Origin of the sequence: Paenibacillus algorifonticola (genome assembly GCF_050481745.1) — a bacterium.
GTDB classification, from domain to species: domain Bacteria; phylum Bacillota; class Bacilli; order Paenibacillales; family Paenibacillaceae; genus Pristimantibacillus; species Pristimantibacillus algorifonticola_A.
The window spans coordinates 120232-132762 of the sequence record NZ_JBCNGR010000011.1 but is presented as its reverse complement, the minus strand read 5'-3'; the positions used below and the strand labels follow the sequence as shown (position 1 = coordinate 132762).

At 51.3% G+C, this 12531-nt stretch carries 14 protein-coding genes and 1 pseudogene; 6 read left to right on the top strand and 9 right to left on the bottom strand.

The annotated features are described in order from the left end of the window. Positions 1-27 precede the first annotated feature (27 nt). On the bottom strand, positions 28-1995 hold the full coding sequence (gene nrdD / locus ABEW34_RS13460) for an anaerobic ribonucleoside-triphosphate reductase (RefSeq protein WP_430159446.1): 1968 nt from the start codon (positions 1993-1995) through the stop codon (positions 28-30). 14 nt (positions 1996-2009) lie between these two features. Further along, positions 2010-2678 carry a radical SAM protein gene (locus ABEW34_RS13455; protein WP_430159443.1) on the bottom strand — a complete coding sequence of 223 codons (669 nt, stop codon included), beginning with the start codon at positions 2676-2678 and terminating at the stop codon, positions 2010-2012. Between the two features lie 121 nt (positions 2679-2799). On the opposite strand from ABEW34_RS13455, the gene mobB reads away from it, so the two are divergent. Then, the gene (gene mobB, locus ABEW34_RS13450) at positions 2800-3312 is read left to right on the top strand and encodes a molybdopterin-guanine dinucleotide biosynthesis protein B (protein WP_430159441.1); all 513 of its coding nucleotides are present in this window, start codon (positions 2800-2802) and stop codon (positions 3310-3312) included. A gap of 153 nt (positions 3313-3465) precedes the next feature. Here the strand turns inward: mobB and ABEW34_RS13445 are convergent, their stop codons facing one another. Genes ABEW34_RS13445 through ABEW34_RS13425 form a run of 5 tightly spaced genes read right to left on the bottom strand, consistent with a single transcriptional unit; the run spans position 3466 to position 6301 of the window. Beyond that, complete coding sequence (locus ABEW34_RS13445; RefSeq protein WP_046233431.1) at positions 3466-3807, bottom strand: metal-sulfur cluster assembly factor; 342 nt, start codon at positions 3805-3807, stop codon at positions 3466-3468. Between the two features lie 31 nt (positions 3808-3838). After that, entirely contained in the window at positions 3839-5071 is a 1233-nt protein-coding gene (locus tag ABEW34_RS13440) for a hypothetical protein (RefSeq protein WP_430159439.1), read from the bottom strand. Positions 5072-5084: 13 nt separating this feature from the next. Further along, positions 5085-5663 (bottom strand): DUF2249 domain-containing protein, encoded by a 579-nt coding sequence (locus ABEW34_RS13435; RefSeq protein WP_430159437.1) that lies wholly within the window; start codon positions 5661-5663, stop codon positions 5085-5087. Between the two features lie 34 nt (positions 5664-5697). Beyond that, positions 5698-6018, bottom strand: a complete 321-nt coding sequence (locus ABEW34_RS13430) for a hypothetical protein (protein WP_430159435.1) — start codon at positions 6016-6018, stop codon at positions 5698-5700. Between the two features lie 43 nt (positions 6019-6061). Further along, positions 6062-6301 (bottom strand): DUF2249 domain-containing protein, encoded by a 240-nt coding sequence (locus ABEW34_RS13425; RefSeq protein ID WP_341278060.1) that lies wholly within the window; start codon positions 6299-6301, stop codon positions 6062-6064. Positions 6302-6575: 274 nt separating this feature from the next. Here ABEW34_RS13425 and ABEW34_RS13420 point away from each other — a divergent pair, with 274 nt between their 5' ends. Continuing rightward, positions 6576-6935, top strand: coding sequence for a hypothetical protein (locus tag ABEW34_RS13420; RefSeq protein WP_430159433.1), 360 nt, complete (start codon positions 6576-6578; stop codon positions 6933-6935). Here the strand turns inward: ABEW34_RS13420 and ABEW34_RS13415 are convergent. Further along, positions 6932-7894, bottom strand: coding sequence for a multicopper oxidase domain-containing protein (locus ABEW34_RS13415; RefSeq protein ID WP_430159469.1), 963 nt, complete (start codon positions 7892-7894; stop codon positions 6932-6934). The genes ABEW34_RS13420 and ABEW34_RS13415 overlap by 4 nt on opposite strands. A 184-nt stretch (positions 7895-8078) precedes the next feature. On the opposite strand from ABEW34_RS13415, the pseudogene ABEW34_RS13410 reads away from it, so the two are divergent. Both ABEW34_RS13410 and ABEW34_RS13405 read left to right on the top strand, forming a co-directional pair. After that, positions 8079-8291, top strand: a pseudogene (locus ABEW34_RS13410) (radical SAM/SPASM domain-containing protein); the annotation flags it as partial. A gap of 89 nt (positions 8292-8380) precedes the next feature. Further along, the gene (locus ABEW34_RS13405; protein ID WP_430159430.1) at positions 8381-9424 is read left to right on the top strand and encodes a hypothetical protein; all 1044 of its coding nucleotides are present in this window, start codon (positions 8381-8383) and stop codon (positions 9422-9424) included. 6 nt (positions 9425-9430) lie between these two features. Here ABEW34_RS13405 and ABEW34_RS13400 read toward each other — a convergent pair whose 3' ends face one another. Further along, positions 9431-10114 (bottom strand): Crp/Fnr family transcriptional regulator, encoded by a 684-nt coding sequence (locus ABEW34_RS13400; protein ID WP_430159427.1) that lies wholly within the window; start codon positions 10112-10114, stop codon positions 9431-9433. Positions 10115-10324: 210 nt separating this feature from the next. On the opposite strand from ABEW34_RS13400, the gene hemG reads away from it, so the two are divergent. Continuing rightward, the gene (gene hemG, locus ABEW34_RS13395) at positions 10325-11629 is read left to right on the top strand and encodes a protoporphyrinogen oxidase (protein WP_430159425.1); all 1305 of its coding nucleotides are present in this window, start codon (positions 10325-10327) and stop codon (positions 11627-11629) included. A 106-nt stretch (positions 11630-11735) separates the two neighbouring features. Further along, the gene (gene ric, locus ABEW34_RS13390; RefSeq protein WP_430159422.1) at positions 11736-12443 is read left to right on the top strand and encodes an iron-sulfur cluster repair di-iron protein; all 708 of its coding nucleotides are present in this window, start codon (positions 11736-11738) and stop codon (positions 12441-12443) included. Positions 12444-12531: the final 88 nt, after the last annotated feature.

The window sequence follows — 12531 nt, the reverse complement described above, 5'->3', positions numbered from 1 at the left end:
CCCCCCCCCGCTGTCCTGGCTTTAAAATCAGGAGTCTGCTGCTGAGACAGCAGCAGCAGTGCGAACGCTGTCAACAGCGTCCTCCTTCATACGTTTGCGTGTATTCCAGTCAAAACGCCGCGCATTGCTCCAAAAATTATATTCTCCCGTATAGTAGCCCTTTTCATCTACCTCGAGCTTTTTGCGGGCAATCATTTTAACATAACCAATGACACGGCTGAAGGTGGCGATATCGTCGCTGCCGCATACAGGGCAGGCTTGAATGTTTTTTCCATCTTCAGCGACGATTTGCTGGCTGCAAGTAAGACAGCTTGTCAGAGTCGGCGTGAGCGTAATATATTGAATTGGCTTCTCGAAAATTTTCCTTAAATAATCGGCAAGCCTCTCCGGAGCGAGCTTCGTTTCAAGGAAATGATGCAAAATGCTGCCAGAGGTCGCATAAGCCTGAAATTCAGCGCTGTTCTCCACCTGGCGAAGAAAATCATCTTCGCTGAACGGCAGCATGCAGCCGGAGGTTAAATAAACGTTATCCCCTGTACCCTGTACAAAAATACTGCGGTCATGGTTTTTCGCCCATTTAACATCATGACGGGCCAGCTTGATCGCGGCATTTTCACCCGGTGCATATTCGATGCCGCAGGCAACCTGATCGCGGACGATAAATGCATTGATCGTCTCTGTCATGAACTGCATGATACGGTGGGCGAGCTGCTTGCCTGCCTCATTGTTCATCCCGCCCTCATAGCCGGTATTGATCAGCCCCTCATGCATGCCAGTAACGGCAAACACATTAAAATAATTGGACAAATCACGGTTTAAGGCGAAAAAGGTCGGATACAGCTCTTTGTTTTGCTCAATCCACTTTCGCTTGGCCATATGGCCTTCCTGCATAATGTTCAACAGCTCCTTGATTTTCGCGAGCAGCGTATCTTCATGTCCGCCGTATTCCATGAGGACGCGGTTCATGTTTAAATTAAGAACTTGTACGGCACCGGTAGAGCCAGTGGAGCTGCCAAAAATCCCGCTGCCGAGACGTGACAATACCGTTAAGTCTATTTGCAGTCGGCAGCACAAGCTGCGGCTGACCTCGGGATCACGCGGCTTAATGTACGGATTCAGGCGGCGATAATGCTCGCTCTCAAACGGCTTGCTGCGGAAGTTTTCAAAATAAACACCGCCCCATTGGTACATGCCATCCAGCAGCTCTAGAAACAATGGGTTGCTGTAGTCAAAATCATCATCAATCGGTACTGTCAAAAGCGGAAAGGTGAACGGGATGCCATTGCCTGTGCCTTGCTTCATCACCGCAATAACAGCCTCGTTAATCCGGTCAAAGTAGGCGGATGGAATTTCCTTGTAGCGCATGTCCAGCAGTGAACCTCCTATAACGACAAAATCATCTTTGATTTCGTCAGAAGGCTTGCCAAATTCCAGCGTAATATTGGTAAAGGCGGATTGCGAGCCACCGCGCAGAGGCATGTTCATTTCCCAGATTAAGCTTTGGAATAGCTGCTGAAGCTCCTCTGCGGTGAAGATATGGTCTCTGACCGTCTCCTCGTAATAGAGATAAGAGGCGGACACCGTCGTCATCTGCGAGAGCATGACGGCGCCGGATACCTGCTGCGACATCAGGACGACGAGGTTGCTGAAATGGCGCAGCAGCGTGTCGAGCTTTTTCGTTGGCTGAGAGGACATCATATTTTTCGCTAAGGTAGGAATGCCGTTCGCCGCAATATCCTTGCAGCCTACGCTTAGGCAATAGGGGCTTAGCTGCTTGTCATGGATATAAACAACGCCGTCCGCATAAAGCTCGGTGAGCGCGAAGGGCAAAATATGCTCCAGCAAATATTCCTCCTCGGCAAAATTGTTCAAATTATGGCGCAGCAGCGGCAGCGAGTAGACAAAGTTGCTGTTTTCTCTTTTCAAGTAGTCGGCTTGCTTCGTCTCGGACCCGGAAGTAAACGTACGGATAATATCGGTAGATTGGCTAAACATCATCGGCCTCCGTTCTATTTTTGCGGTGGATGGTAGGGATTCAGGGAATAAGGTACAATACTGTCATACTTGTCTTTCAGCTGCTCAATATAGGAGGCAATCTGGATGAAAAACTCCTCGCTCAGCAGCGGGTAACGAACCGTCCTTACTTGGCTCAGCCTGCTGTTGTGGCGAATGACGAGATCGACGGAGTCGAGGATGTCCTGACAGAAGCGGGCGGAAGGCTGAGTGCCGATAATCGCCTCGAACACCTCGGCATCCTTCGCAGGGTCCAGCAGGTGAAAGGGCAGCTTCATATCGATATGAACGCCGTCGATCAGTGCCAGCTCCAGCAAACGCTTCAGTTTGCCAGGGAACGTGCCATTCGTCATCACAATGATTTTCCCTTTGAAAATAAGACGCACACGCCGCAGGAAGCTTTCCAGCTCAGCCGCGCTGCTGATTAAAAATTCGCCCCCGCTGAACAGCACGGCGTCGAACAGCCCGTCGCTGCCGCTCAGCCGCTCAAGCGTCTGCTCTGGGGTTAACAGCAAATGCGGAACCGGCTTCTGCGCGATTAATTCTGCATCATTATGGCAGCCGTAGCAGCGCATATTACAGCCGTTCCAGGCGTGAATCAGCAGGGAGAGATGCCCGGGCAAATCTGTAAAGGTGCGGATGAACCGGGGGTAGAAGGTCAGCATTACATTCTCCTTCCTACTGGAATAACTACATTTAGTTTTAGGAGTTAATAGTAATACAACATATGGTAGTCGTGAAGTGATAGGGATCACAGCAGCGTGAGAAAAAGAAGGAGAGGGACCATTGCAAACTTCCATTATTCAAATTGTTGGCTTTAAAAATACCGGGAAAACGACGCTGACCGCGGCGCTTATCAAGCAGCTCGCCGAAGCCGGCTGCCGCGTTGGTACGGTTAAGCATGACGGACATGATTTTGACATTGATCATCCGGGCACCGATACATGGCAGCATCGCGAGGCGGGTGCGCATAAAATCGCCATCACCTCGCCGCATCGCACGGCGATTATGGAGCAGCGGCCGACGCCGCTGAAGGAGCTGCTTCAGCAGTTTGGCGACATGGACTGGGTCATTGTCGAGGGGTTTAAACAAGAGCGCTATCCGAAGATCGTCTTGATCCGCGAGGTGGAGGATGAGGCGCTCGTTAAGCAATTAAAGCAGGTCGTCGCGGTTGTATCATGGTATCCAGTGAGTTTTGAAGGGCTTCCGGTATTTGCTGTGCAGGACATCGCGGATATGGCTGCTTGGATACAGGAGGAGCGCGGCAAGGGAGCATTCGTTCTGAAGGAACCGACATAAGCGTATAAGTGGGGAAAGGTAGATAAAAGCCGGAGTACCCGGGTAGCATTGGGAACGCCCCGTGATAAGCTCGGGGTGCCACGAGGAGTAGATAGCAGCACGAATAGGCAAGCCGCGATGATATACATCTGCAGCTTGCCTATTTATTTTGGACTAGCAATAGCCCAAATATTCTTTCGCCTCCTCCGACATCATGGCAGGCTGCCATGCAGGCTCCCAGACCACATTAACCTCAACGGAGTTAAAGCCCAGCTCACCCAGAAGCACATGCCGAACGCCGCCAGCAATCATATCGTGCATCGGGCAGCCTGGCGTCGTCAGCGTCATTTCCACTGTAATATGCTCATCCTTCCAATTCAGGCTGTATACGAGGCCGAGATCGACAATATTGACGCCAAGCTCGGGATCATGCACCTTGCGCAGCAATTCCCATACTTGCTCTTTCGTACGCTCTTCTAATTGTTCGCCTAAACTTTCTTCTGATCGTTTTTCCATCCTGCTCCTCTCCTCTCCAAAGTACCGTTCATTACCGTGTAAAAACCGAGGCGATTAGTGAAATGTAACCGAGTGAAAATAAGGAAAAGCCAAGACCGCCTACAAGCGTTAGAAACGGCAGGCCAAACAGCAGCCCCGCAAACAGCAGCAGCAGGGAAAAAGCGATGCCGGTAAGCCCAAGATTGACGCCATTATCACCCAGCAAAGCGGCCATTGTAGGTATGCCGGGTTTGCCGACCTGCGGGCCGTATTTTTGCGTCCACCATAGGAAGGGGACGATCTTGGACAAGTAGCATAAAATCATAAAACTGGCCCAGCCGCCTAAATAAATCCAGCCCGCAGCTGTTGCCAGCTCAGCTGAGCCAATCGCCTGCGGACAAAACGCCGTATAGATCAGCGCACCGATGGCAAACAACGCAATAGCGCGGCAGCTGTTCACCGACCATACGATGCCTGCGCCCGGATGGCGCTTATGCCGATGCTTGCGAATTTGCGTAAGATGAGCATTGTAGGCAAGCAGCGCAAGCACGAGAAGGAGCAGCGCGGTCCATTTTGTCCAGAAGCCCCAGTCAAACAGGAAGGAGGCTGCGCCCATCAGCACGCCAGCATTCCATAAGCCGAGCGTGACATACGACAGGCGGGCGGGAAAGCTGTGCGCCAAATAAAACATCGGCAGCATTTTATAGCTGAAGCCGGTAATTAGCAGCCCGAACCACCCTAAGGTGCCGAGCCAAATATGGGCACCGAACATGCGCTCATGCAGCCCGCTCCAGGCATTGAGGGCGAAGTTCAGCCCCATCCCCATGCCGGATAGCCCTGTGAGCGCCAAATATAATACAGCGCAAGCGGTGCTTAGTGTGATGGCATTCCACTGCGCGGAGCGCCATAGGGTATAGATGACATTAAAGGCGAACAGCAGCAGACCAATTAGAGCGAGTACGGCAAACCCGGCAATCCAGGCAACCTCGCCTTTAATGAAGCCATAAAGCAGTCCGCATACCCCGGCGGTGAAGCAGCCGTAATGGACATAAGCGAGCCGTTCGCTAAATATTTTTGATTGTAAAATAACATGAATGAGCTGATAGACAGCGCCCATCGCAATCATCGTTGCCCATCCAAGGATGATGAGATGGATGTTGAACCACCCTGTGGGTCCGCGAACAGGATCTCCTATCCAGTCGGCAAGCGACAAAAGGGAGATGAGATGGAACAAGGTTGATCCGGCGATGCCTGTTGCGATAAAGAGAAAGGGGAGACGCAACATAAGCTGAGGCCTCCTAGCTTTTTTGAATGAACACTTGTGCGCTGCCGTCTTCCTGCTCTTCAATTGTGAAGGCATATCCAAGCGAGTTCAGTTCCTCAATGAGGAAGACGGGAACTCTATCATTATGAATGATGACTTCATCGCCGATGCCCAGCTTCTCCAGCGCGTTTAGCGTGCGGATCATCGGCTGAGGCGGCTCCAGTCCGCGGTTGTCCAGCCGTAAGATTTTTTTGCCAGAATGCGCTGAGGAAACGAGGGAGGCTGCCACTTCTGTATGTGTTGGTTCTTCCCTTACAGCCTCCTTCACCGCCGCATCGGGCTCAGCATACCATGCCTGCAGAAAGCTTTTATTTTTCTTGTTGACGAAAGTGACGCTCCAATGCTCAGGGCCTACCTGCTGAACTTTATTGGCGTAGCCCTTTACCTTCATTAAGCCAAGCAGCGGGGTAGGCTTGAAGGTCGCATGGAGCACAAGCACATCATGAGTTTCCAGCTCCTTCACCTGATCCATAATAAGCTGGAAGGGCTCCAGCTTTTGGCGCAAATAAGGTCTGACATCAAGCTCTACGATTCGGGTTTGCTTAGCTGACATGGCTGCTCTCCTCCTCCAGTATTTAAAGGTGAAATTATAGGTACAGCCTCGCTTCCTCGTACAGTCCCGTCATTCCTCCATATAAAGCATAGAAAAAGGAATCCGGAGCATCGAGTGAAAAGGAGGTGTATTGCTTGGGATCCGTATTCAGCATCCGCTCGAAAAGCGTGGCGCTGTCGTAAGCATAAAAGCAAAAATACGTATAGTTGAACTGCGGCATTTTTTCCACCATGGTGACGATGTCAAACGCATATTCCGTAATATGGGTCTGGGCATCGCGGATCATGGTCAGCGCATCCTCCAATTGGACCGCAATTTTAATCGTTTTTTCATTGACGATGGTGACTTCGGCCATGTGCCTGCCTCCTTATCGAAGCTATTTTACGGAGCTTGTGCTGCTACAGCGCGAGCTTTCCGATTTTGACGCGAAAAAGCTCAGGGCCCTGCTCGATATATTCCCAATCAAACTGATCCTTGTACATCGATTCGAATTGGAAGCGGAGCGGCACGGGATCATGATCATTAATGAGCAGCATCGCTTCGGAAGGCTTAAGCTCCTGAAACGTTTGAAAAATAACTTTGTGCTTTAATTGCGGCGGATATTCCGTAGCGTTGACAGTTGCAGTGAAAGCTTGCATAAAACATTCCTCCTCGAAAAGATTGGTTTTGGCTATGTCTAAAGCATAATCGAAAGCGGGGAGCGGCTTTGTGATGGGAATCACATTGTGCGGGTCGACTGCGCCGCCAAAGGAGGGCGATAGCCGTTTCACCTTGAAATATAGGAAAGGGTATGCGAGCAGGAGACGCTGCGGGTGACGGCTGTCACAGCCATCCTGCCTGGTTTGCTGTAGACTCGCTTTATAACGAAAGAAAAGGCCGCGCTGATTGAACACGGCCCAACGGGAGGGGAATATGGAGCATCAAATGGAGCATGAGCTTGAACAGGAGGTAGACATTCGGGTGCTGCCAATGGGCAGCGATTTAGTCTTTCTCATCACCGGGGGAACGGCCCATATTGGAGCGTCAGCTACCGCATATTGGACAGCATGGGGCGCGCATTTAGCTGCACCCAAATGCGAAACCATTACACTGCCAGGACACCGGGAAGGAGAACTGGCAGCGGAACTGGCGATGCTGGCAGCAAGCGTCTTAGGCGTAACTGCTACGGTCGTTGTGGGCATACATCTGGAGCAGCCGACTCGCCGTGAAATTGCAAATATGGTCAATCGAGCGAGAGAGGGCATGAAGCAGAAAATGGCGCTTCTGCGCTAATGCTTCATCGCCGGCTCATGCGTATCCTTGCCATCTTTTGTTACGCGTAAAATTGCGGTAGCTCCCTTAGCGGCATCATTAAACTGATGAGTCACAATCGGATAGTCACCTTCCTCAGTTACAGTCACCTCGACAACAGCACCACCGCTTGCCGGAAGCAAATAGGTTTGCAGGCCGTACAGCACATTTCGCGGATTGCCGTCGATATAAACCCGGTCCAGCAGGGTGCCTACAATATGAAATGAGCTGACCTCGTTCGGACCGGCGTTATTGACATAAAACCGCACCTTATCTCCGACTTTGGCAAGGAAAGGCTGTTCTTTAAGTCCAAAATCATTGCCATTAAACACGACATAGATAGGCTCATCATTTAAAAAAGCTTGATAGTCATGCTCCGTATACCACTCGCTTTGCACAATCGTGTATTCCCGATCAATGTCTGCATCGCTAGGATAACCATTTGCAGGCGCTACAATAATCATGCCGTACATGCCGTTGGCGATATGGGCGAGGGCCGGACTTGTCCCGCAATGATACATAAACACGCCTGGCGACTGCGCTTTATAACTAAATTGACCTTCTTCATTCGGCATCACATCGATGAATTTTTTGCTTGGCGCAGCATGAACGGCGTGAAAATCCATCGAATGGGGCACGTTCGGATCCATATTTTTCAGCGTAAAATCAATCGTTTCTCCTTCGTTCACATATAGCACAGGTCCGGGTACCGTGCCATTGAACGTCCACGCATTATAAAAGACACCTTTGGAAATTTCTACATCGGTTACCTGGGCAGTCATTTCAATCTTTACCGTGTTTCCCTCCCGGTGAATAAACGGTGCTATAGGCGGCTGATTCAACGTTTCTGCCGCTTCCGCAATAGCGGCCTCATCCTTTTCCTCCGCAGGGATATATGCGCAGAAAACAGCGATTGCCCCTAAAATAGCGATCACAATCATCATATGCTTCACATTCAGCATGGTCATCCTTCCTTTCAATCCAGTAGATGCCTAAGGCGTAAACGTATACCTCAACAATAAAGCAAGGTGTCAGGCACGAATGTGACGGTACGCACAGTTGCGCTCCAGAATGTTTTCTAAAATAAGGACAGTTTCTATTTGGGTAAGGAAAGGAGGGAGAAGCATGAGCACGACCTTATACAAGCTGGAGCGCGATTATAAGGTTAATCCATTTATCGTCATTTGGGAGGTGACACGCGCCTGTGCGCTCAAATGCCTGCATTGTCGAGCGGAGGCGCAGTACAAGGCAGATCCTCGTCAGCTAACACTTGCTGAAGGCAAACGGCTGATTGATGAGATCGCGGCGATGGATCGACCGCTATTTGTTTTTACAGGCATATGGCGCTATTTTTATTGTTTCTCGCTGTCTTCTTTAACTCAGCCAGCGGCAGGACAGAGGGCGTCTTCAAGGAAAAGAAAATTCGCGTGATGCTGGTGACAACACAGCTAACACTAGCTGGAATGTTTTTTGCCTTCTGTATCCAAGGCTATGCCGCCGTATCGATCAGCTTCTCGACGCTGCAAATGTTGCTTTCCTACTGGTTCGCCGGGTGGGCATGGAGACGCTTAGCGATAGTGGCAAGAGAAGGAATAAAACCGGAACGAGGAATAGGCCCGCGTCCAAGCACGAGTCAGCCGCTCTCCTTTCTGCTTGTCAAGGGATGTTTGCTATGTCTCGTCATTTCCTCGCTTGGTCCTTGGTGGCTTGCCCTGCTGAGTGCCAATGGATGGAAGGGCAGTCCGCTATATGAAGCAGCCATTTATTTTTATTTGCATTTTCAATATAACGGCTGGTTTACGCTCGGCTTGTTCGCGGTGCTGCTGCGGCTGATGGAACAGCGGCAAATCGCCTATTCTGTGAAAATCGTCAAGCTGCTGTTCTGGATGTACGTGCTGGCCATGCCGCCTGCATTTCTACTATCGGTGCTCTGGCTGAAAATAGGGCTGACCGCCCAGCTCGCCGCAGCGCTTGCTGCCGTCATTCAGTGGGCGGCTATTTTGCTATTTTGCGCCGTCCTGCTCAAAGCCCGCTTCGCCTTGTCCGCCGTATTCACAGGCTGGGGGGCACGTTTGCTCGTGCTTGCACTGCTGCTCGCGGCAGTCAAGGCAACGCTTGAGCTGGGCCTTATCGTGCCGCAGCTGGCGGAGGCTATTTATCAGTCGCGCAGCATCGTCATCGGTTATTTGCATCTGACGCTGCTCGGTTTCGTAAGCTGCCTGTGCCTGGCGCTTTTTCTACAGCAGGGCTGGCTGAGTGATACGGGGAGGACGCTGCATATCGGTTATATAGGCTTTATTGCTGGTTTTCTGCTGAACGAGCTGACGTTATTTTTACAAGGCTTATTCGATTGGACGGGTCGCGGGTCGCTTGGATTTGTACAGGAAGCCGTCTGGGCCGCAAGCCTGATTATGGTGACGGGCATCGCCTTATTCTGGGGAAAAAGAAAGGCCGCGCAAGTGCAAGGCTAACCGCCTTCACTTGTGCGACCAGGTTTTTAATGCTTCATAGTCATGAATCAGATAGCCGCTCCGCTGAGGCTCCAAAATCCCTTCCTTACGCAGCTGATTAATGAGCCGATTGACCGTTTCCCTCGTCGTGCCAATCGTATTGGCAAATTCCTGATTGGTCATCGGCACCTCGACAAGGACGCTGCCGCCGTGCTCCGTTCCATAATTTTCTGCAAGCTTGAGCAGGAAAGATACGCCGCGGTCCTGCACATCTTGACCTGTTAGCTCCTGCAATTTTTCCTGCAGCTCCATAATTTTACCGCTCAATACGCGCATGACCTTAATGGCAATCGCCGGCGTATTCATCATGAGCTGCTCGAACGCATGAATAGGAATGGCCAGCAGCTGCGTCTCCATAATGGCCTCGGCCGTTGCCGGGTACGGGTGCTGGTTGAAAAAGCCTGTATGAGGAAACATATCTCCTGTTTTGAGGAAGGACATAATATGCTCATTGCCATTTTCATCGGTTTTATAGGTTTTAATCAGCCCGTTCTGGACGAAAAACACGGCCTCTTTATGGCTGCCCTCCGTAAATATAGCGGTCCGCTTACGATATGACCGAGGAATGACGATGGCCCATATCCGGGCCAGCTCATCTGGCGTCAAATCGCGAAATAAAGAAATTTGGCGCAAAAGCTCCATCTGCTGCATTCCCGTACACCTCCGTTTTTTCTATTATACCTCAGACGATTTGGTCGTCATGTGACGCTAGTCACAAGTCCAGTCTATCGTTTAGGAAGCCTCTCTCGCTGTCCCTTCCCTAGCCTCAATCTGGCGCCGCATGTATTTCCATTCGTATGACGCATATCACATCTGCTGCGTTTCCAGCATGGTATCGTAAATCTGGACAGAGGAAGGGGGATGGCAGCAGTGGGAGAAGCGCCTAAGCAAATCATCATCATTGGGGGCGGCATAACAGGTCTGAGCGCCGCCTTCTACATGCGAAAGCTGCTGGATGGGCAGCAAATGTCGGCAGAAATAACCCTTATAGAAAAAAGCAGCAGCCTTGGCGGGAAAATAAAAACGCTGCGCCGGGATGGCTTCCTCATCGAGCAGGGGCCGGATTCGTTCATGGCGCGCAAGCAGCCCATACTGGATTTGACAAGGGAGCTTGGTCTTGAGCCGGAGCTCGTAGCGGCGAATCCGAAAGCGAAGGCAAACTATATTTTGCATAAGGGCAGGCTGCATCAAATGCCTATGGGCCTGATGCTCGGCATTCCGACGGAAGTGACTCCGTTTATGAAGACTGGGCTTGGAGATGCCAAAGCGCTCAGCCTGCAAGCGACCTTTCCGCAATTTAGGCAGCTGGAGCAGCGGCATCGCAGCTTGATTTTGGGGATGCTTGCCAGCAAGAAGCAGGCGCGTGAAATGCCGAAGGAGCTGCCGGAAATAGCCCGCCGCAGCCTATTTCTCACGTTTAAAGGCGGGCTTGGAAGCCTGATCGAGCGTTTGGACGAGCAGCTTTGCTCCATCCGCCGGCTAACTGGACAAGCGGTCAAGGAAGTGAGAAGGGAAGGGCAGCGCTATCGTGTTCGGCTTGAGCATGGTGAGGAGCTGCAGGCGGATGGTGTTATCATGGCGCTGCCGGCTTACGAGACCGCTGTTTTACTGGAAGGAAGCGCAGGAATGCAAGTTCAGACACAAGGATCAATACAGGCGCTGCGCGGCATTCCCTATGTATCGGTTGCCAATATCGCGCTAGCCTTCAAGCCGCAGGACATTAAGCTTCCGCTCAGCGGCTTCGGGTTTGTGGTGCCGCGAAGCGAGGGACGATTGATAACCGCATGCACCTGGACGTCGTCGAAATGGCTGCATACGGCACCAAATGGTCATGTTTTATTGCGGGCTTATATCGGACATGCAGGGGCGCAAGCCTGGGCGAAGCTTACGGATCGCGAGCTGCTGGATGCTGTCCGCCAAGATTTGCAGGCGATAATGGGCATTAAAGCTGAGCCGCTTTTTACAGAGCTGACCAGGTGGGAACGGTCGATGCCGCAGTATCCAGTCGGCCATCTGGAGCAGTTGGCGAGGCTGCGGGAGGGGCTTGCGGCTAGCCATCCCGGCTTATGGCTCTGCGGCTCCGGCTATGAGGGAGTCGGTCTGCCGGATTGTATCGGGCAGGGAAGGCGAGCGGCTGAAGCGCTGCTGCTATTTTTCAAGCAGTGATCCTCATCACAAACATGCCAGCTGGCCTGCGCTATACTAACAGCAGCTGAAGGCTTCATCATTATAAAAGGCCGAGCTGCAACATTATTTTATGGAGGTGCGACAAATGACCATATTTAACGGTACAGAGAAAATTGGTGAAATTGTGACGCGTTATCCGGGGGCAAGCAACCTGTTTCGAGCCTATAACATTGATTTTTGCTGCGGGGGCAATCGCTCGCTGCATACGGTGCTGCGGCAGCAGGGAACGGATGCAGCTTTGTTTTTAAGCGCGCTCAATGAAAATTTTGCCGAGGCCAGCAAGCATAAGGGAGAGGATATCGACTGGAGCAGCAGACCTTTTACGGAGCTGATTGAGCATGTGATTCAGACACATCATGCGTATGTCCAGCAGGAGCTTCCGCTGCTTAGCGAGTTTACGACGAAAATATTGCGGGTGCATGGGCATAAGCAGGCTGATGTGCTGCCCCGGCTGCATAGATTATTCCACGAAATGAAGCTGGAGCTGGAGCAGCATTTATTCGACGAGGAGGAGCAAATCTTTCCACTCATCCGCCAGTATGAACAGGAGCCATCCCCCGAGCTGCACCAGAAGCTGACGGCGGCGATAACGGAGCTTGAGTCCGAGCACAGCCAGGTAGGTGATCTGCTCAAGGAAATACGTGAGGTTACGCATCATTTTGAGCTTCCGGAAGGGGCATGCCGTACGTATACGTTAACCTTTCAAAAGCTGGAGGAGCTAGAAACCGATCTATTCCAGCACATTCATTTGGAAAATAATATTTTGTTCCCGCGCGTTCTTCAGAGCGCATAGCTTCATTTAATATAGAACAGATAAATAGAACAGATAAATCGTGCAGAAAAAAGCCTTCCTACAGGTTGATCCATTGCAGGAAGGCTTA